The sequence below is a fragment of the Pseudoxanthomonas koreensis genome, from assembly GCF_041890415.1.
Taxonomy (GTDB): domain Bacteria; phylum Pseudomonadota; class Gammaproteobacteria; order Xanthomonadales; family Xanthomonadaceae; genus Pseudoxanthomonas; species Pseudoxanthomonas koreensis_A.
Window position 1 is genome coordinate 1,503,121 of sequence record NZ_CP169056.1, and the last position, 19,738, is coordinate 1,522,858.

Annotated in this window: 20 protein-coding genes; 3 read left to right on the forward strand and 17 right to left on the reverse strand. The window is 67.2% G+C overall.

The window, feature by feature from the left end:
- Positions 1 to 5 precede the first annotated feature (5 nt).
- The 5 genes from ACEJ41_RS06875 to ACEJ41_RS06895 form a co-directional block, all read right to left on the reverse strand.
- Positions 6 to 269 carry a DksA/TraR family C4-type zinc finger protein gene (locus ACEJ41_RS06875; protein WP_374011558.1) on the reverse strand — a complete coding sequence of 88 codons (264 nt, stop codon included), beginning with the start codon at positions 267 to 269 and terminating at the stop codon, positions 6 to 8.
- Between the two features lie 60 nt (positions 270 to 329).
- Positions 330 to 668: a zinc ribbon domain-containing protein YjdM gene (locus ACEJ41_RS06880; protein ID WP_374011559.1), complete on the reverse strand. Its 339-nt coding sequence runs from the start codon at positions 666 to 668 to the stop codon at positions 330 to 332.
- Positions 669 to 797: 129 nt separating this feature from the next.
- The gene (locus ACEJ41_RS06885) at positions 798 to 1,403 is read right to left on the reverse strand and encodes a DUF6151 family protein (protein ID WP_374011560.1); all 606 of its coding nucleotides are present in this window, start codon (positions 1,401 to 1,403) and stop codon (positions 798 to 800) included.
- A gap of 67 nt (positions 1,404 to 1,470) precedes the next feature.
- A complete protein-coding gene (locus tag ACEJ41_RS06890; protein WP_374011561.1) occupies positions 1,471 to 2,457 on the reverse strand; it encodes an aldo/keto reductase in 987 nt (328 codons plus the stop codon).
- A gap of 244 nt (positions 2,458 to 2,701) precedes the next feature.
- Positions 2,702 to 3,469: an NYN domain-containing protein gene (locus ACEJ41_RS06895; protein ID WP_374011562.1), complete on the reverse strand. Its 768-nt coding sequence runs from the start codon at positions 3,467 to 3,469 to the stop codon at positions 2,702 to 2,704.
- A gap of 398 nt (positions 3,470 to 3,867) precedes the next feature.
- On the opposite strand from ACEJ41_RS06895, the gene sul2 reads away from it, so the two are divergent.
- Positions 3,868 to 4,683 (forward strand): sulfonamide-resistant dihydropteroate synthase Sul2, encoded by an 816-nt coding sequence (sul2, locus tag ACEJ41_RS06900; protein ID WP_001043260.1) that lies wholly within the window; start codon positions 3,868 to 3,870, stop codon positions 4,681 to 4,683.
- A gap of 86 nt (positions 4,684 to 4,769) precedes the next feature.
- Positions 4,770 to 5,072, forward strand: coding sequence for a phosphoglucosamine mutase (locus tag ACEJ41_RS06905; protein ID WP_000251875.1), 303 nt, complete (start codon positions 4,770 to 4,772; stop codon positions 5,070 to 5,072).
- Between the two features lie 175 nt (positions 5,073 to 5,247).
- Here ACEJ41_RS06905 and ACEJ41_RS06910 read toward each other — a convergent pair whose 3' ends face one another.
- The 12 genes from ACEJ41_RS06910 to ndk form a co-directional block, all read right to left on the reverse strand.
- Positions 5,248 to 6,741, reverse strand: coding sequence for an IS91-like element ISVsa3 family transposase (locus ACEJ41_RS06910; protein ID WP_001120888.1), 1,494 nt, complete (start codon positions 6,739 to 6,741; stop codon positions 5,248 to 5,250).
- Positions 6,742 to 6,852: 111 nt separating this feature from the next.
- Complete coding sequence (gene guaA, locus ACEJ41_RS06915; RefSeq protein ID WP_374011563.1) at positions 6,853 to 8,472, reverse strand: glutamine-hydrolyzing GMP synthase; 1,620 nt, start codon at positions 8,470 to 8,472, stop codon at positions 6,853 to 6,855.
- Between the two features lie 65 nt (positions 8,473 to 8,537).
- Positions 8,538 to 9,998 carry an IMP dehydrogenase gene (gene guaB, locus ACEJ41_RS06920; protein ID WP_374011564.1) on the reverse strand — a complete coding sequence of 487 codons (1,461 nt, stop codon included), beginning with the start codon at positions 9,996 to 9,998 and terminating at the stop codon, positions 8,538 to 8,540.
- Positions 9,999 to 10,069: 71 nt separating this feature from the next.
- Complete coding sequence (gene folD, locus ACEJ41_RS06925) at positions 10,070 to 10,933, reverse strand: bifunctional methylenetetrahydrofolate dehydrogenase/methenyltetrahydrofolate cyclohydrolase FolD (protein ID WP_374011565.1); 864 nt, start codon at positions 10,931 to 10,933, stop codon at positions 10,070 to 10,072.
- Positions 10,934 to 11,081: 148 nt separating this feature from the next.
- The gene (gene moeB, locus ACEJ41_RS06930; RefSeq protein WP_374011566.1) at positions 11,082 to 12,218 is read right to left on the reverse strand and encodes a molybdopterin-synthase adenylyltransferase MoeB; all 1,137 of its coding nucleotides are present in this window, start codon (positions 12,216 to 12,218) and stop codon (positions 11,082 to 11,084) included.
- Positions 12,219 to 12,243: 25 nt separating this feature from the next.
- Positions 12,244 to 13,644, reverse strand: coding sequence for a ribosome biogenesis GTPase Der (gene der / locus ACEJ41_RS06935; RefSeq protein ID WP_374011567.1), 1,401 nt, complete (start codon positions 13,642 to 13,644; stop codon positions 12,244 to 12,246).
- A gap of 24 nt (positions 13,645 to 13,668) precedes the next feature.
- The gene (gene bamB / locus ACEJ41_RS06940; RefSeq protein ID WP_374011568.1) at positions 13,669 to 14,865 is read right to left on the reverse strand and encodes an outer membrane protein assembly factor BamB; all 1,197 of its coding nucleotides are present in this window, start codon (positions 14,863 to 14,865) and stop codon (positions 13,669 to 13,671) included.
- Positions 14,866 to 14,867: 2 nt separating this feature from the next.
- Positions 14,868 to 15,491: a YfgM family protein gene (locus ACEJ41_RS06945; protein WP_374011569.1), complete on the reverse strand. Its 624-nt coding sequence runs from the start codon at positions 15,489 to 15,491 to the stop codon at positions 14,868 to 14,870.
- Between the two features lie 69 nt (positions 15,492 to 15,560).
- The gene (locus tag ACEJ41_RS06950; RefSeq protein WP_374011570.1) at positions 15,561 to 16,406 is read right to left on the reverse strand and encodes a RodZ domain-containing protein; all 846 of its coding nucleotides are present in this window, start codon (positions 16,404 to 16,406) and stop codon (positions 15,561 to 15,563) included.
- Entirely contained in the window at positions 16,403 to 17,218 is an 816-nt protein-coding gene (gene pilW / locus ACEJ41_RS06955) for a type IV pilus biogenesis/stability protein PilW (protein ID WP_374011571.1), read from the reverse strand. The genes ACEJ41_RS06950 and pilW overlap by 4 nt, the downstream gene beginning before the upstream one ends.
- Positions 17,205 to 18,374, reverse strand: a complete 1,170-nt coding sequence (rlmN, locus tag ACEJ41_RS06960) for a 23S rRNA (adenine(2503)-C(2))-methyltransferase RlmN (RefSeq protein WP_374014089.1) — start codon at positions 18,372 to 18,374, stop codon at positions 17,205 to 17,207. The genes pilW and rlmN overlap by 14 nt, the downstream gene beginning before the upstream one ends.
- 66 nt (positions 18,375 to 18,440) lie before the next feature.
- Complete coding sequence (gene ndk, locus ACEJ41_RS06965; RefSeq protein WP_374011572.1) at positions 18,441 to 18,866, reverse strand: nucleoside-diphosphate kinase; 426 nt, start codon at positions 18,864 to 18,866, stop codon at positions 18,441 to 18,443.
- Positions 18,867 to 19,092: 226 nt separating this feature from the next.
- On the opposite strand from ndk, the gene ACEJ41_RS06970 reads away from it, so the two are divergent.
- Positions 19,093 to 19,722 (forward strand): TetR/AcrR family transcriptional regulator, encoded by a 630-nt coding sequence (locus ACEJ41_RS06970; protein ID WP_374011573.1) that lies wholly within the window; start codon positions 19,093 to 19,095, stop codon positions 19,720 to 19,722.
- Positions 19,723 to 19,738: the final 16 nt, after the last annotated feature.

Below are 19,738 nucleotides of genomic sequence, written 5' to 3' on the forward strand. Positions count from 1 at the left end.
CGCGATCAGCGCAGTTGGCTGTCCTTGCTGCCGCGGCGGTTGTAGCCGCTGAAGGAGGCTTGCTCGTCGCGCGCTGCCTGGCAGTCCACGCACAGGCACACCCCCGGCACCGCACGCCGGCGCGCAGCCGGGATCGGCGCATCGCACTCCTCGCAGCGCTCGCGTCCCGGGCCGGCCGGCAGCTGTCGCCGCGCCCGCTCCACCGCATCCTTCACCGTGGCGTCGATCTGCTCGTGGACCGCGTCGTCGCCTGCCCATCCGGTCGCCATTCCGCTTCCTCCGGCGTCAGCCGTGGCTCCGGGCCGGGCCTGTGCCGACCCGCCGCGCGCTCACGCCTTGCGCAGGAACTGGGTCTTGAGCACCAGCCCCTTGATCTTGTCCGAGTTGCCTTCGATGTTCTCCGGGTCACCATCGACCAGGCGGATGTTGCGGATCACCGAGCCTTGCTTGAGCGGAATCGAGGAGCCCTTGACCTTCAGGTCCTTGATCACCACCACGGTGTCGCCGGCAGCCAGCGGGTTGCCGTTGCTGTCCCGCACCACCGCCTCGGCCGCGCCCTGGGCCGCCTCCTGGCCGGTCCATTCATGGCCGCAATCGGCGCACACCTGCACGGCGCCGTCGGGATAGACGTTGGCCTGGCTGCACTGCGGGCACGTGGAATCGCTCATGTCGTGGGAATCTCACTGCGTCGAAACAGCCTTCATTCTAGCCAGCGGCGCCCACGGCCGCCGAGGAGGTGCAACGCAACGTTCAGTTGGCCCCGCCGCGTCGGCCGGGTCACGCCCACCACATGCGCACTATCGGGCGGCGTCGGGGTCGCGTTCGAGCTGTGCACGCTGCTGCATGGACGGCACCTCCGGCGCGCGCGACGGCCGACCGTCCGGATCGAAGAACGGGGCGCCAACGCAACGGCCGCGCAGCCGTGCGACCAGCGCATGCAACCCGATCCTTGCCACCACCCCGGGCAGGCGCAGCCGCGTGGCCCTCACCGGCGCGGTTGCCGAGTCCGGCGCGAACACGATCCGCCCCGGCGGCCCGAGAGTGGCGTCCAGCGCCTGCGCCGGCGCATCCAGGCAGGCCACCGGCACACTGGCGTAGTACATCCGCGCATTGCGCGACATGCTGGCCAGAGGAGTGCGACAGCAGCCGGCGTACCAGCGCAGCAATCCCCGCGGTCCCAGCGACATGCAGGCGAGCTGGTCCACCCCCGCGTCGATGTGCAGTGCACCGGGAGCCATCGCAACGACATCGGTGCCGCCGGCCGCATCCAGCAGGCCGGGCCGGGCAAGGTATCGGGCGTAGGCGCGGCAGTCCCGGCAGTAGCAGGTGGCCCGGGCGTGGATCCCGGCCGGGTCGATCCGGCCCTGCACCTGGCCGCAGCGGCACCTCAAGGCGATCGTCATGGCCCGTCTCCCGGCGGATATTGCGCCGGCCAACGATACCGCGCCGGCCACCGGCGCGGAGGCGCGCTCACCAGCGCTGGTGGACGTGCGGGCGGATCAGGCGCGCATAGACCTCGGCCGCTGCGGCCATGGTCGATTCCGGCAGCGCCGGCAACTGCGCGGCGCCGATGTTGGCCAGCGCCTGCTGCGGAGTGCGCGCGCCCGGGATGACCACGGTGACGGCCTCGTGCATGAGGATCCAGCGCAGTGCCAGCTGGGCCAGGGTGGCACCCTGGGGGACCAGCGGGCGCAGCGCCTCCACCGCTTCCAGGCCAACTTCGTATGGCACGCCGGAGAAGGTCTCGCCCACGTCGAAGGCCTCGCCCTTGCGGTTGAACTGGCGGTGGTCGTCGGCCTGGAAGCGGGTATCGGGACCGAACTTGCCGCTGAGCAGGCCGCTGGCCAGCGGCACCCGTGCGATCACCGCGACCTGCCGGCGCCGGGCCTGCTCGAAGAACAGCTCGGCCGGGCGCAGCCGGAACATGTTGAAGATGATCTGGACGCTGGCCACGGCCGGATATTCGATCGCCTTGAGCGCTTCCTCCACCCGCTCGACGCTGACGCCGTAATGGGCCACCTTGCCGCGCTCGACCAGCCGTTCCATCCGCTCGAACACCTCCGGGTGGTAGTAGGCGTCGGTCGGCGGGCAGTGCAACTGGAGCAGGTCCAGTTGCTCGACCTCCAGGTTGCGCAGGCTGCGGTCGATCCAGTCTTCCAGGTTCTGCGCGCTGTAGCCGTCCACGGTCTGCTGCGGCAGCCGGCGGCCGGCCTTGGTCGCCACGAACGGGCGCGGGCCGCCACGCTCCTTGAGCACGCGCGCGATCAGGCGCTCGGAATGGCCATCGCCATACACATCGGCGGTGTCGATGAAATCCAGGCCGGCATCCAGCGCGGCGTGCAGCGCGGCCACCGATTCCGAATCATCCACCGCGCCCCACGCGGCACCGATCGCCCAGGCGCCGAAACCGATCTGGCTGACATTGCGGCCGGTACGGCCGAAAGGGCTGGAACGCATGAATAAGCCTCGCTCGGGATTCAACCAAGTGCGCGCAAGTTTGGCACAAGCCCATGGGGTTGCGGATAGCCGCCGCACTGCCGTTCCTCCCCCAGCCGAGTAATCGCGGGACGCCGCACGGGCAATGCAACGAGATCCGAACCTTCCATGGACGCGGCCGCGCGATCGCTCTGGCATCCACGACGAATCCCCCGTCGCACCCGCGCCTCGATGGGTGATCGGCTAGCTGAGTCAGAAAGTCATTTCATGCCAAGGAAGGCTTGCCAGTGAGCGGATTCACCGACATCTGCCCGATCCTTTCCTGATTCAGCGTGACCGCCCAATGACCCCCAACCTCCTGATGAAGCGTCAACAGGTCATAGGTGCGCAGCATGTCAAGCATGCCGGAGTGCCCGTATGCCTTCGGCGTGAAGGATGGGTCGGTACGCCGGATGTAGTTGCCGAGCGCACCCAGATCGACCTTCCCCTCGGGCGTATCACCGGCAAGCATGGCTACCGCCCTGACCACGAGCATTGGCCGTTGCTTGACCATCGAGCGCAAGGAATCGGCGGACCTTCCGTTTGCTGTTTCGCTATCGGCAGATTTCGCCACCTCGCCGGGCGCACCATCCGCAGCCGGTTCCCACTCGGAAAAATGGTCGCTGGCATTACGCAATGCTGAAGGCGTCTTGGCCTCTCCAACGATGCAGACCAGAGCCCCACGCTCCCGCAATTTCCGACTCAGGTGTGCGAAATCGGAATCGCTGGTGACAATGCAGAAAGTATCGACGATCTCATCGAACAGCAGCTCCATGGCATCCAGCGCAAGGGCTATATCGGCTGTGTTCTTGCCACTCGCGTACTGATACTGCAGGCAGGGAGTGAACGCGAGCCCGGTCAACTTCTCTTGCCAGCGACCTCCACTCAACGTGCCACTGTTGCCGTACCCGCGCCGCGACACCACTCGCCCGAACTGGGCGACGAAATGCAGCGCATGATCAAGGATGGCTGGCTGCACATTGTCGCAGTCCACCAGAACAGCTATTCGCGACTCACTGGAATCTAACTTCCCAGCCATACCCGCTCCGAATCAATCCATGGAAACCGTCGGATCTCGAGAAGTCTCACTCCCACTCTATTGTAAACAAGACATTTTTATCTTTTATATTCAATGGCTTATTTTCCTGCTAATTGGTAATACCATGAAAAATACCATGCTCAGAAAAGGCTTAACAATATTTTGAAAAATTGCCTACTGAGCGCTGCCGCACAGCTCCATAGGCCGCTTTCCTGGCTTTGCTTCCAGATGTATGCTCTTCTGCTCCTGCAGCTAATGGATCACCGCAAACAGGTTACTCGCCTGGGGATTCCCTTTCGACCCGAGCATCCGTATGAGACTCATGCTCGATTATTATTATTATAGAAGCCCCCATGAATAAATCGCTCATCATTTTCGGCATCGTCAACATAACCTCGGACAGTTTCTCCGATGGAGGCCGGTATCTGGCGCCAGACGCAGCCATTGCGCAGGCGCGTAAGCTGATGGCCGAGGGGGCAGATGTGATCGACCTCGGTCCGGCATCCAGCAATCCCGACGCCGCGCCTGTTTCGTCCGACACAGAAATCGCGCGTATCGCGCCGGTGCTGGACGCGCTCAAGGCAGATGGCATTCCCGTCTCGCTCGACAGTTATCAACCCGCGACGCAAGCCTATGCCTTGTCGCGTGGTGTGGCCTATCTCAATGATATTCGCGGTTTTCCAGACGCTGCGTTCTATCCGCAATTGGCGAAATCATCTGCCAAACTCGTCGTTATGCATTCGGTGCAAGACGGGCAGGCAGATCGGCGCGAGGCACCCGCTGGCGACATCATGGATCACATTGCGGCGTTCTTTGACGCGCGCATCGCGGCGCTGACGGGTGCCGGTATCAAACGCAACCGCCTTGTCCTTGATCCCGGCATGGGGTTTTTTCTGGGGGCTGCTCCCGAAACCTCGCTCTCGGTGCTGGCGCGGTTCGATGAATTGCGGCTGCGCTTCGATTTGCCGGTGCTTCTGTCTGTTTCGCGCAAATCCTTTCTGCGCGCGCTCACAGGCCGTGGTCCGGGGGATGTCGGGGCCGCGACACTCGCTGCAGAGCTTGCCGCCGCCGCAGGTGGAGCTGACTTCATCCGCACACACGAGCCGCGCCCCTTGCGCGACGGGCTGGCGGTATTGGCGGCGCTGAAAGAAACCGCAAGAATTCGTTAACTGCACATTCGGGATATTTCTCTATATTCGCGGTTCAGCAGGCATGTCCCCTTTGAGGGCGACCCGACGACAGGATAATCGACCTTATGGTGCGCAAATATTTCGGCACAGACGGTATTCGTGGCAAAGCCAACGAAGGCGCGATGACGGCGGAAACCGCCTTGCGCGTCGGCATGGCGGCTGGCCGTGTCTTTCGTCGCGGTGACCACCGCCATCGTGTCGTGATCGGCAAGGATACGCGCCTGTCGGGCTATATGCTTGAACCCGCGCTCACAGCCGGTTTCACCTCGATGGGCATGGACGTATTCCTTTTTGGCCCGCTGCCGACAACGTATAGGAAGAATAAACGCCCTTTTCACCCAAGTCCAACAGCTTTGGACCGCAGTTGACTCTTTCGACACCCCTGCGATGCAACCCAATCCGGCTGACGGGGAGCCAGCAACGCTGAAAATTTACCCTCCTCTTTCCCACTAGCGGCTCCTTTTCCGACAACCAGCACGGCGGATCCCTGCCGCGGCGCTGTGAACGCAGCATTTTGATTGGTATCGTTGGCCTTCAGGCTCGTCAGTCAAACAGACCCAGGAGCAGCTCAGCCGGTGGCGCCCGGCTTTCGGGTAACGCCCTGGTCCCGCTGGTTTCGGCTTTGTGCTTCAGGTGATCAAGGATCTGCTTGATCACTATAGGGTCTTCAATGCAGGCGATGACTTTCATGGCGCCGCCGCAGCCGCTGCAGGTCTCGATGTCGATATTGAAAACACGCTTGAGCCGTTGCGCCCATGTCATCGACGCTCGCCGTTGTGCTGGTGTTGCCGGTTCATCAGCCACCCTGACCTTGTTGCCCCTGCCCCGTTTTGCCGGCGTGACCAACGCCCGGTGCCGACTGTTGGGTGCGAACACCCCGTGGAAGCGGGTTAGGTTGACTCTGGGCTTCGGTACCAGGGCGGCCAGCCTTGCAATGAAATCCAATGGTTCGAAAATGACGTGCGTGGTGCCGTCCCGGTACGGCGTCTTGAGCTGGTAGCGCACGTTGCCGCCTCGTGTTAACGACAGCCGCTTCTCGGATACCGCCGGGCGGCTGATGTACCGGCACAGCCGTTCGAGCTTCTTGCGTTCATCGGCCCTGGCCGCCACGCCGGCGTGCAGGCTGGACCCGGCTACCTTGCCAATCCCGTCACCGAACGGATCACCACTGGTCGGCAGAGTTTGCAAAGTGAACACCTTTCGCCCCGCCTGTGAACCGACAGCGATACGGTAAGTGATCGAGTGCCCCAGCAGGGGTGTCATCGGGTCGTCATCCACCGCATCCGAGGCCAGATAGCTGTTTTCGACATCCCGTTCCAGCAGGCCTTGCCGTTCCAGATAGCGACCCACCCGGTGGGCGATGGTGTGCGTCAGCTGGGTGAGCTCTGGGCTGGTCGGCGCCTTGACCCAGCGGAAACGCGCTGAGCCGTGGGATTGCTCGACATACACACCGTCGAGAAACAGCATGTGGAAGTGAACATTCAGATTGAGCGCCGATCCAAAACGCTGGATCAGGGTGACCGCGCCCGTCTTGGCCACTTGGTGGGTATGGCCCGCTTTCTTGACCAGGTGCGTGGCAATGACGCGGTAAACGATGCCCAGCACCCACCCCATGATCTCGGGCCGGCTGGCAAACAGGAAACGCAGCTGAAACGGGAAGCTCAACACCCACTGACGCATGGGTTGTTCAGGCAGTACTTCATCAACCAGCAAGGCGGCACTTTCGGCCATCCGCCGCGCCCCACAGCTCGGGCAGAAACCGCGACGCTTACAGCTGAAAGCGACCAGGTGCTCGGCGTGGCAAGACTCGCAGCGAACCCGTAGAAAGCCATGCTCCAGCCGCCCGCATTGGAGAAATTCTTCAAATTCCCGTTGCACATAGCCCGGCAATTCCTTTCCCTGCTCTGCCATAAGCGCAGCGAATGCCGGGTAATACTCGTCAACGATCTGATAGAGAAGGGTTTGCTCGGGTCGGTGGCTCTGGTAACGACCAGTATCCCGATCCCGGCTGGCCGTCCTGGCCGCCACATGAGGCATGTTCCGCGTCCTTGCAATACTGTGTTTACATACAGTCTATCGCTTAGCGGAAAGTTCTTTTACCCTCAGCCGAAATGCCTGCCGTTGCTAGACATTGCCAGCCAGTGCCCGTCACTCCCACTCGATCGTGGCTGGCGGCTTGCCGCTGATGTCGTAGACCACGCGCGATACGCCGCGCACTTCGTTGATGATGCGGCTGGATACCTTGCCCAGGAAGTCGTACGGCAGGTGTGCCCAGTGCGCGGTCATGAAGTCCACCGTCTCCACCGCGCGCAGCGCGATCACCCACTCGTAGGCACGCGCATCGCCGACCACGCCTACCGACTTGACCGGCAGGAACACGGCGAAGGCCTGCGAGGTCTTGTCGTACAGGTCGGCCTTGCGCAGTTCGTCGATGAAGATGGCGTCGGCACGGGCCAGCAGCTCGGCGTACTCGGCCTTGACCTCGCCCAGGATGCGCACGCCCAGGCCCGGACCCGGGAACGGATGGCGGTAGACCATCTCGCGCGGCAGGCCGAGCTCGACGCCGAGGCGACGCACCTCATCCTTGAACAGCTCGCGCAGCGGCTCGATCAGGCCCAGCTTCATGTGCTCGGGCAGGCCGCCGACATTGTGGTGGCTCTTGATGACGTGGGCCTTGCCGGTCTTGCTGCCGGCCGACTCGATCACGTCCGGATAGATGGTGCCCTGGGCCAGCCAGCGCGCATTGGTCAACCTGGCCGATTCTTCCTCGAAGATCTCCACGAACAGGTTGCCGATGATCTTGCGCTTGGCTTCCGGGTCGGTGACGCCCTGCAGTGCCTTGAAGTAGCGCGCCGCGGCATCGACCCGGACCACTTTCACGCCCAGGCCATGCGTGTCCGAAGCGCCGGCAAAGGTGGCCATCACCTGGTCGCCCTCCTGCCAGCGCAGCAGGCCGGTATCGACGAACACGCAGGTGAGCTGGTCGCCGATGGCCTTGTGCAGCAGCGCTGCCACCACCGAGGAATCCACGCCACCGGACAGCCCCAGGATCACCTCGTCCTGGCCGACCAGCGCACGCACCCGCGCGACCTGGTCCTCGATGATCTGCGCGGGCGTCCACAGCGTGCGGCAGCCGCAGATATCGACCACGAAACGCCGCAGCAGCGCCTGGCCCTGCTTGGTGTGGGTGACTTCCGGATGGAACTGCACGCCATACCAGCGGCGCGCATCGTCGGCGAAGGCGGCAACCGGGATGCGGTCGGTGCGGGCGGTGACGGTGAAGCCCGGCGGCGCGACCGACACGTGGTCGCCGTGGCTCATCCACACGTCCAGCCGCGGCGGTGCACCCGGGTGGTCCTTGAGCCCGTCGAACAGCCGGTCGGCGGCCACCAGTGCCACCGCCGCATGCCCGAACTCGCGCTGGTCGGCCGCTTCGGTTTCGCCGCCAAGCTGCCTGGCCATGGTCTGCATGCCGTAGCAGATGCCCAGGAGCGGCAGGCCGGCGTCGAACACCTCCTGCGGCGCACGCGGCGAGCCCTCGACCGTGGTCGATTCGGGGCCGCCGGACAGGATGATGCCCTTGGGCGCGAAGGCGGCGATGTCGGCCGGGTCGTGGTCCCAGGCCCAGATCTCGCAGTAGACGCCGAGCTCGCGGATCCTGCGGGCGATCAGCTGGGTGTACTGCGCACCGAAATCGAGGATCAGGATCTTGTCGTCGTGCAGCCGGGACGCAGGGTTGCCGTCCACTGATTCGCTATTGCCCGCCATGTCGTTCGCTCTGTTCCCAGCCTTGTGGAACCACCCATCCCCGGTCACGCAGTCGCGCGCGGGCCTCAGCCCATCCGGTAGTTCGGCGGTTCCTTGGTGATCTGCACGTCGTGGACGTGGCTCTCGCGTTGGCCTGCGCCGGTGATCACCACGAACTTCGGCTTGCTGCGCATCTGCTCGATGTCCGCACAGCCCACGTAGCCCATGGTCGCGCGCAGGCCGCCGATCAGCTGGTGGACCACGCCGGCCAGCGGGCCACGCACCGGAACCCTGCCCTCGATGCCTTCCGGCACCAGCTTGTCGGCGTCGGAGGCGTCCTGGAAATAGCGGTCCTTGGAGCCCTTCTCCATCGCACCCAGGCTGCCCATGCCGCGGTAGCTCTTGTAGGTGCGGCCCTGGAACAGCTCCACCTCGCCGGGCGATTCGTCGGTGCCGGCGAACAACCCGCCGATCATCACCGTGGAGGCACCGGCGGCGATGGCCTTGCCGATGTCGCCGGAATAGCGCACGCCGCCATCGGCAATCAGCGGGATACGCTCCTGCAGTGCCTCGGCCACCATGTCGATCGCCGTGATCTGGGGCACGCCCACGCCTGCGACCACGCGGGTGGTGCAGATCGAGCCCGGGCCCACGCCGACCTTCACCGCGTCGGCACCGACGTCGTACAGGGCCAGCGCGGCGTCGCCGGTGACGATGTTGCCGCCCACCACCTGCACATGCGGGAAATTCTTCTTGACCCAGGCCACGCGGTCCACCACCGCCTGCGAATGGCCGTGCGCGGTGTCGACCACCACCACGTCCACGCCGGCGGCCACCAGCGCCTCGACGCGCTGCTCGGTGTCGCCGGCCACGCCCACTGCGGCGCCGACCAGCAACTGCGATGCATTGTCCTTGGCGGCGTTGGGGTTGTCGGTCTTCTTCTGGATGTCCTTGACCGTGATCAGGCCACGCAGCGCGTAGTCGCCGTTGACCACCAGCACCTTCTCGATCCGGTGCTTGTGCAGCAGGCGCAGCACCTCCTCGTCGCTGGCGCCCTCGCCCACCGTCACCAGCCGGTCCTTCTTGGTCATGATGTGCCGGACCGGATCGTCCAACTCGGTCTCGAAGCGCATGTCGCGGCGGGTGACGATGCCGCTGAGCTGGCCAGCCTCGTCCACCACCGGCACGCCGGAGATGTTGCGCGCACGGGTCAGCGCCAGCACCTCGCGGATCGTGGTGTCCGGGCGCACGGTGATCGGGTCGCGGATGACGCCGGACTCGAACTTCTTGACCTTGGCCACCTCGGCCGCCTGCTGCTCGGCGCTCATGTTCTTGTGCATGATGCCGATGCCGCCCAGCTGCGCCAACGCCACGGCGAGGCGGGCCTCGGTGACGGTGTCCATCGCCGCCGAGACGATCGGCAGGTTGATGCGCAGGTCGCGGGTGAACCGGGTCGCCAGGGACACGTCCCGCGGCAGCACGGTGGAATGGGCGGGGACGAGCGAGACGTCGTCGTAGGTGAGTGCTTCGGCCTGGATGCGCAGCATCGGCATACCCGGAGGTGGGGAAGCGCGCCATTATACCCGGGTTCGGGGCGCTCACGCCTGCCCGGTGCCGCTCAGCCGGCCTCCAGGGCCTCGGCCGCCTCCAGCGTGTTCTGCATCAGGGTGGCCACGGTCATCGGGCCGACCCCACCGGGCACCGGGGTGATCCAGCTGGCGCGTTGCGCAGCGGCTTCGTAGCCCACATCGCCCACCAGCCGCCCGTCCTCGGTGCGGTTGATGCCCACATCCACCACCACCGCGCCCGGCTTGACCCACTCGCCCGGCACGATGCCCGGCCGCCCCACCGCCACCACCAGGATGTCGGCGTCGCGCACGCGCGCTTCGAGCACCTCGGCCGGGGTGAACTTGTGGCAGCAGGTCACGGTGCAGCCGGCGATCAGCAGTTCCAGCGCCATCGGCCGGCCGACATGGTTGCTCACCCCGACGATGGTGGCGTTGCGCCCGCGCACCGGGCGGTCGGTGTGCGCCAGCAGGGTGGTCACCCCGCGCGGCGTGCACGGACGCAGGCCGAACTGGCGCAGCACCAGGCGCCCCACGTTCTCCGGGTGGAAGCCGTCCACGTCCTTGCGCGGGTCGATCCGCTGGATCAGCCCGGACGCATCGGGGATGCCCGGCAACGGCAACTGCACCAGGATGCCGTGGATCCTGGGGTCGGCGTTGAGCCGGTCGATCAGGTCGAGGATGTCGGCTTCGGCGGTTCCCGCCGGCAGGTCGTAATCGAAGGCTTCGATGCCGACCTTCTCCGCAGCCAGGCGCTTGTTGCGCACGTACACCGCCGAGGCCGGATCCTCGCCCACCAGCACCACGGCCAGCCCCGGACGCGGGCGCCCGGCGGCGACCCGGGCATCGACCCGGGCCTTGAGTTGATCGAGCAGGGCGTCTGCGACGCGGCGGCCATCGAGGATGCGGGCGGTCATCGGAATGCTTGGGTAGCGGGCACGGGACCGATGCATTGTCCCCGATTCGGCGGTGCCGAGATAGCACGAAGGACTCGTGCATGTGGCCGACGGCGTTGGCGCCGCATGCCGGCGCACGCACCGTGCAGCGACGCGCGCGCCGGCCCGCTCAGCCGGCCGCGCAGAAGCGCACGTAATCGATGTAGCCGGGGAACGGGCGGCCGGGTGCGCACAGCGGGCAATCCGGGTCCGGTGCAAGCCCGGTCTCGCGGAAGTGCATGGCCAGGGCGTCGAACCGCAACAGGCGCCCGGCCAGCGGCTGGCCGATGTCCAGCAGCAGCTTGACCACCTCGTTGGCCTGCAGCAGGCCGACGATGCCCGGCAACAGGCCCAGGACTCCCGCATCGGAACAGTTGGGGGCGAACTGCGGCGGCGGCGGCTCCGGGAACAGGCAGCGGTAGCAGGGGCAGATTCCGCGCTGGCGGCCGGCGTCGAACACGCTGACCTGGCCCTCGAAGCGTTGCACCGCGCCGTAGACCAGCGGCTTGGCCAGCTTCACGCAGGCGTCGTTGAGCAGGTAGCGCAACGGGAAGTTGTCCGAGCCGTCCATGACCACGTCCATGCCGTCCAGCAACGCATCGACGTTGGCCGAGGTGACCCGCTCGGCCACCGTGTCCACCTGCACCCGTGGATTGAGCGCGGCCAGGCGCTCGCGCGCGGAATCGACCTTGGGCGCGCCGATCGACGCTTCGGTGTGCAGGATCTGGCGCTGCAGGTTGCTGCGCTCGACCACGTCGTCGTCCACCAGGCGCAGGTGGCCCACGCCGGCGGCCGCCAGGTAGAAGGCGGCCGGCGAACCCAGCCCGCCCGCGCCCACCAGCAGCACCCGGGAGCGCTCGAGCCTGCGCTGACCCTCCATCCCGACCTGCGGCAGGCGCAGGTGGCGCGAGTAGCGTTCGAGGAAGTCGGCCTGGTCGGCCTCCAGCGCCGGACGCACCAGCGGCAGGCCATCCCCGGCCCAGCGCGAGGTGCCGCCGCTCACTGACAGCACCCGCCCATACCCGGCTGCGCGCAAGGCCTGCGCCGCCAGCAGCGAGCGTTGGCCCAACTGGCAGATCAGCAGGATCTCGGCATCGGCGCCAGGCAGGTGGCGGGCCGGTTCGGCCTCCAGCGCGGCGCGCTCGATGGCCAGCGCACCCTCGGCCTGGCCGGACACGCGCTCGTGCGCCTGGCGGATGTCGATCAGCAGCGCGCCCCGACGCTGGCGCTCGCGCGCCTGGGCCGGCGTGATCTCGAACGTGTCCATGCCGGGATTATCGCCCGCCCGGCGATCACTTGCCGCGCTTGACGTGGCGGATCAGCCGCCGCTTGCGCGCGACCTGGCGCTCGCTCAGCTCGTTCTTCTTGCCTTCGTAGGGGTTGGCACCCTCGCGGAACAGCATCCGCACCGGCGTGCCGACCAGCTTGAAACGCTTGCGGAAGAAATTCTCCAGGTAGCGCCGGTAGGAGTCCGGGAGCGCCTTGAGCCGGGTGCCGTGGATGACGAAGGTCGGCGGGTTCTCGCCACCCGGGTGCACATACCGCAGCTTGGCGGCGTGGCCGCGCACCGACGGCGGCGGGTTGGCCTCCACCGCCATCTCCAGCGCCTTGTTGACCTCGCTGGTCCCGAAGCTGCGGACGGCCGAGGCGTGGGCGCGATGCACGGCCCGGAACAGTTCACGCAGGCCCGAGCCGTGCTTGGCCGAGATCCGCACCGCCTCGGCCCAGGGCACGAAGCCCAGCTTGCGGTCGAGCAGCGCCTCGGCCTGCTGGCGCTGGTAGTCGCTGAGCCCGTCCCACTTGTTCACCGCCACCACCAGCGCGCGGCCGGCGTCGAGCACCGCACCCAGCACGGTGGCGTCCTGGTCGGTCACGCCCTCGGTGGCATCGAGCATCAGCACGGCGACCTGGCAGCGCTCGATCGCCTGCATGGTCTTGACCACGCTGAACTTCTCCACCGCCTCCTCGACCTTGCCGCGGCGGCGGATGCCAGCGGTGTCGACCAGCCGGTACAGGCGGCCGTCGCGTTCCAGGTCTGCGGCGATCGAATCGCGGGTGGTGCCCGGCACCTCCGAGGCGATCATCCGCTCCTCGCCAAGCAGGCGGTTGACCAGGGTCGACTTGCCCACGTTGGGGCGGCCGACGAAGGCCACGCGCAGGCGCTCGGGATCGTTGTCCGGATCCTCGCCGCTGCCCTCCCCGGGCAGGCGCTGCAGGATCTCCTCGTGCAGGTCGTCCAGGCCCTGGCGGTGCGCCGCCGAGACCGTGAGCATCTCGCCGAAGCCGTAGCGGGCGAACTCCGCGCGCACCGCGTCCTCGTTGGTGCCATCGATCTTGTTGATCACCAGCACGGTGGGCCGTGCCAGCTTGCGCAGCCAGGCGAGGATCTCGTCGTCCAGCGAGGAGCTGCCGTCGCGGGCGTCGACCACGAACAGCACCAGGTCGGCCTCGTCCGCCGCCGCCCGCGCCTGGCGCGCGGTGGCACCGGCCAGGCCTTCCTCCTCGCCAGCAATGCCGCCGGTATCCACCAGCAGGAACGGGCGGTCCGGATCCAGCCGGCACACGCCGTAGTGGCGGTCGCGGGTGACCCCGGGCTGGTCATGGACCAGCGCGTCGCGGCTGCGGGTGAACAGGTTGAACAGCGTGGACTTGCCGACGTTGGGTCGGCCCACCAGTGCGACCAGCGGCAGCATTGCGTTCCCCTGCCTGTGCGCCGGTCAGTCCAGGCGGAAGGCGGTGAGCTCGCCTTGCACCGTCTGCACCAGCAGGATGCCATCGGCCACTACCGGCTGCGCCTTGATCGGCTTGCGTCCGGCGCGCGTGCGCGCGGCGAACTGGCCATTGTCCAGGCGCATCCAGTGCAGGTAGCCGTCGAAGTCGCCGACCACGGCGTAATCGCCGTGCACCGCAGGGCCGGTCAGCGAGCGCCGGGCCAGCGCCGGCTGCGACCAGGTTGCGGTGCCGTTGGTCTTGTCCACGGCATACACGCTGCCAGCGGCGGTCGATACCAGCAGGCTGGAGGAGGTCACGCCGATGCCGCCGGCGCCGCCATGGTCGCTTTGCCACAGCGCGCGCCCGGTCGGCCCGTCGATCGCCACGGTGCGGCTCTTGAAGCTGCTGGCATACAGGGTGGTGCCTTCCAGCACCGGCGCGCCGTCGACGTCGGCCATGCGCTCCAGCTCGCTGCGGCCTTCCGGCTGGCCAATGGCGACCTCCCAGATCTGGCGGCCGTCCTGCATGGTCAGCGCGACCAGGGTGCCGTCATCGTTGCCGGAGAACAGCAGGCCCGGGCCGACGGTCAGCGGCGCGTTGCCGCGCACGGTCAGGGTCGGCAGTTCGAACTCGAAGAACCAGCGACGCTCGCCGGTGGCCGCGTCGAAGGCGGTGATGCGGCCATCGTTGCTGCGCACGAAGACCTGGCCCTGGGCCACGGCCGGCGCGGTGATCACCTCGCTGCTGACCTGCGCGCGCCAGCGCTCGGTCCCGTTGGCCGCATCCAGCGCGATCACGTCGCCGCCCAGGCTGCCCACCACCACCAGGCCGTCGCCCGTGCCCGGGCCGCCGGACAGGCGCAGGCGCTCGTCCTTGGCGGTCTTGTGGCTCCACACTTCCTTGCCGGTCTGCAGGTCCAGTGCGAGGACAACGCCTTCGGAGGCGGCCGCATACACACGACCGTCAGCCACTGCCGGACCCTGGCGCGCGCCCATCCGGCGCTCGCCATCGCCCAGGCCGACCGACCACAGCTTCACCGGGCGCAGGGTTGCCTCGAAGTCGACCAGTTCGGCCGGCTCGGCCGCCTTCTTGGCCGCCGCATCCTTGCCCCCAAACCAGCCCTTGATCGTGCTGCAACCGGCCAGGGCCAACACCAGGACGGCCAGGATCGCCGCGCGCTTCATCATCGTGGTACGTCCCATCGTCAGGTCGGCTCCGCCGGGTCGGACACGCGGCCACCGGCATCCTGCAGCTTCAGTTCCAGCCGCCGCCGCGAAGGCGCGGCCACGTCCAGCGCGGTCAGCGCCTTGTTGTATTCCTCGCGCGCCTGCTCGCGCTGGCCGGTCGCCAGCAGCGCGTCGCCGCGCAGTTCGAGCCCGGCGCTGTCGGTCTGGCCATCCAGCAGCTTCAATGCCTCATCGGCCTTGTCGGTGGCAATGAGCAACTGCGCCAGGCGCTGGGTGACCACCGGCTGCAAGGTCGGGTCGGCCTCGACACCGCGCAGGGTGGCGATCGCCTCGTCGGCCTTGCCGGCTTCGACCTGGATCTTGGCCACGCGCAGCGCGGCCAAGGTTGCGTAGGCACCCTGCTGGCCAGCCAGCACGGCACCGGCGTCCGCAGTGCCGGCCTCGGCCTGGCGGATGGCCTGTTCGTAGGTGGCGTGCATCTGGTGGCTCTGGGTGAGCCTGTGCTCGCCCCACCAGCGCCAGCCATAGATCACGGCCAGGCCCAGCAGTACGCCGCCCACCAGGGTAAGCGCGTTGCTGCGCAGCCAGTTGCGGACGCGTTCGCCCTGTTCGTGCTCGTCCAGAAGGTCGTCGATTGCCATGCAAGATCCTGCCCGCGCCGTCGCCGGCGGAGGTCGTATGTAGCGATGGAGTGCCGGGGCGTGGACCGGCTATTGGGCCGGCGCCACTGATCCGTCAGAGGATACCGCAAAGCGGGCCACGTTCGCCCGCTGGTACGGTGTCAGATCGACCTTACTGCCGTCTTGCTGAACGCGTACCGCCGATGCGTTGCCGAGCACGATGCCCGTCACCTCGCCAGCCTTGAAGCTGCGCTCCTGGCCGCTGCGCATCAGCCCCTGCTCCAGGACCCGGCCATTGTCGCCGGTCACCTGCATCCAGCTGTCACCCTCGAACACCAGCGACAGCGCCGGCGACGCAGCCGTGCTCTGGCTGCGGCCCACCGGTGGCGCCAGCGAGGCCACGTAGGGCGAGCGATCGTTGACCCGCGCGGCCACGGGCGGCGCGGGAAGCCTGACCGCTTCGTGCTGCACCTGGTGCGGGGCACCGGCCGACGGCACTGCGTCCAGCGAGGCGGTGGCCGGCTGCTCGGCGAAATGGGTCCGGGTGGCGAACCACACCGGCACGGCGATGGCTGCGGTGATCACCACGTAGACCGCGCGACGGGCGATGCTCTCCATCGCGCGCCGCCACGGCGCCACGTGCGAATGGCTGACCAGTTCCACCGGTGCCACCGGCGCGACCTCGGCCTCCAGCAGCGGCCCCAGGTCCACCTGCAGCAACTTGGCATAACTGCGCAGCTGGCCGCGCACGAAGACCGGGGCGCCGGTGGCCTGGCCCTTGCCGTGTTTCTCCAGCGACTCCACCACCCGCACCGGCATGTGCAGGCGCGCGGCCACGTCCTGCAGGTCCAGTCCGGCGGCCAGCCGTGCTTCGCGCAGCCGCTCCCCACAACCCCGAGCGTCACCGCCGACGTTCGCGTTGGATTCTTGGATCACTGTGGATCTTCCCCGGAATTCGAAGTGACGGATTGCGGAAACTCCGCCCGCAACCGCTGTTGGTATCGGCTGGCGGCCACCCTGTCGCCGAGCCTGTCCTCGATCTTGACCGCGAGTTGTAACACGGATGGGTCGGCGGGTGCAGCCGCCAGCCGGCGCTGGTTGAATGCCCGCGCCTGCAGGTAGCGGCCGTGCTGGAACTCCAGGCGGGCCATGCTGGCCAGCGCATAGGCGTTGGTCGGCTCCAGGGCCAGCGCATGGCCCAGGTCGCGCTGGGCGCGTTCGACCTGGCCGCTGTCCAGGGCGCAGCCGCCGGCATTGGCCAGCGCTGCGGCCGGGGTGGCATAACCCGGCGCGAGCAGGGCCCGGTCGAACCACACCAGCGCCTCGGCGGCATGGCCGTTGGCGCACAGCCAGGCACCGTAGTTGTTGAGGGCGTCACCGCGATCAGGCGCGATCTCCGCGGCGCGGCGGTAACGCTCGCCGGCGGCCTGCGCCTCGCCGCGCGCCGAGTGCACCGCGGCCAGCAGGGAAAGCGCGTCCACGGCCGAGGGGTCCAGCTTGAGCGCCTTCAGCGCCAGCTCCTGCGTCTGGTCCAGTTCGCCAAGGGCATAGCGCTGCGCCGCCCGGGCCTGGAGGTCGGAAACCTGCACCCGGCGTTTGACTTCGGCACTGTCTTCCAGGTGGTAGACCGGCGCGATGCGCTCGCTGCCCCGGAGCTTCGGAGGCTTGATCGTGGCCTGCTGCGCGATGCATGCCGTCAGCAGCAGCACGCAGCATGTCATCAGCAGCGGCAGCTCAAACCGCCGCATGGCCCCCCGCCTGCCCGGGATCGGCCAGGCCACGCCGGAACTCGGCCTGGCGCCGGGTGCGGTCCATAACCTGGCCCTTGAGCTGGCCGCAGGCCGCGTCGATGTCGTCGCCGCGGGTGCGGCGGACCATGGCCAGCACTTGCGAATCGAGCAGGATCTTCTGGAACGCGCGGATCCCCGCCTCGTCGGAACGCTCGTAGCGGGTGCCGGGGAACGGATTGAACGGAATCAGGTTGACCTTGCCCGAATCGCGCGCCTGCACCGCGTTGTCGAACCGGCGCATCAGCGCCGCAAGCTGGCGGGCGTGCTCGGGCTGGTCGTTGATGCCCTTCATCAGGGTGTATTCGAACGTGACCGAATCGCGCTTCCGGTTGGCGCGCAGGTAGCGGGCGCAGGAGTCCATCAACTCGGCGATCGGATACTTCTTGTTGAGCGGGACCAGGGTCTCGCGCAGTTCGTCGGTGGGCGCATGCAGGGACACGGCCAGGGACACGTCGCTCTCGGTCGAGAGCCGGTCGATCATCGGCACCAGGCCGGAGGTGGACAGGGTCACCCGCTTGTTGGCCAGGCCGTAGCCCAGGTCGTCGCGCATCACGCTCATGGCGCGCACGACGTTGTCGAAATTCATCAACGGCTCGCCCATGCCCATCATCACCACGTTGGTGAGGCGGCGCTGCTGGTGCGGCACGTTGCCCAGGTGGCGGGCGGCGACCCAGACCTGGCCGATGATCTCGGCGGTGGTCAGGTTGCGGTTGAAGCCCTGGGTGGCGGTCGAGCAGAACGTGCAGTTCAGCGCACAGCCGACCTGCGAGGACACGCACAGGGTGCCGCGGCCCTTGTCGGGGATGTACACCGCCTCGATGGCGTTCTTGCCATCGTCGCCCATCGCCAGCAGCCACTTGTGGGTGCCATCGCTGGAGGGCTTGTCGAACACGATGTTCGGGACCACGACCTCGGCGTGCTGCTGCAGCTTGGCGCGCAACGCCTTGCCCAGGTCGGTCATCTGCTCGAAGTCGGTGACGTAGCGGTGGTGGATCCACTTCATCACCTGGTGGGCGCGGTAGCGCTTCTCGCCGAGGGTGTCCTCGAAGAAGCGCTCCAGCCCGGTACGGTCCAGGTCAAGCAGGTTCTGGCGGCCGCCCTCCCCGGCAGGCATCGGCCCGCCGGTGAGGGTCACGCTTGGAATCGGCTGCAAACCGGACACGTGCCTGCGTTCCCGGACTCAGCGCGAAACGACGTCGGTGGCGGCAAAGAAGTACGCCACCTCGATGGCGGCGTTCTCCACCGAATCGGAGCCGTGCGCGGCGTTGGCGTCGATCGACTCGGCGAAATCGGCGCGGATGGTGCCCGGCGCGGCGTCCTTCGGGTTGGTGGCACCGAGCAGGTCGCGATGCTTGAGCACGGCGTTCTCGCCTTCCAGCACCTGGATCATCACCGGGCCGGAGATCATGAACTCCACCAGCGCGTTGAAGAACGGGCGCTCGCGATGCACGGCATAGAAGCCCTCGGCCTCGCGGCGCGACAACTGCTTGTACCGGGCGGCCACGACCTTCAGGCCGGCCTTCTCGAAGCGGGAATAGATTTCGCCGATGACGTTCTTGGCGACGGCATCGGGCTTGACGATCGAAAGGGTGCGCTCCAGCGCCATGGGGGCAATCTCTTGTTTCTTGTGGACGGAAGACCATCCCGGACCAGGTGGCCCGGAGACAGGGACAGAAAAACCCACGTCTGGACGCGGGCTTAGCATGGAATGCGTAGCGGGATTCTAGCATGTGGCCGCGCGCCTGCCCGAGCACGCACGATGCTGCACCGCAAAATGACCGGGCCGGATGCCGGGCCTAGAATAAAACAATCGTTTGAATGATTCGGATGGCATGGGCAAGCCGGCACACTTCTCAACCAAGGAGCGGATCTTGGGCGCGGCCGAGGAACTGTTCGCCCAGCATGGCTTCGCCGGCACCTCGCTGCGCCAGGTCACCGGCCTGGCCGCGGTCAACATCGCCGCGGTCAATTACCACTTCGGCTCCAAGGAAAACCTGGTCAACGAGGTGTTCCGCCGGCGCATGGACGTGATGACGGCGCAGCGCCTGCAGCAGCTGGAAACAGCCCTGCACGAGCAGCCCGGGCAACTGGAACCTGTGCTGGCCGCCTTCATCGAGCCCGCACTTGCGCTGGCGCAGGATCGCAATGGCGGCACTGCATTCGTGCGGGTCATCGCCCGCGCCTACGCCGAACACAACGAAAGCCTGCGCAAGTTCCTGTCCGACCACTACGGCCATGTCCTGCGCGAGTTCGGCAAGGCCTTGTCGGCCTGCCTGCCCGGCCTGGACAAGGAAACCTTGTACTGGCGCCTGGACTTCCTGGCCGGGGCGCTGACCTATGCGATGTCCGACTTCGGCCTGATCAAGCGCCCGGCCGGTGCCAGCGAATCCGGCCACCGCGTGCGGGCCGCGCGCGAACTCATCCGCTTTGCCGCAGCGGGCCTTCAGGCCCCGGCAAAATAATTCCAAATCAACAGGT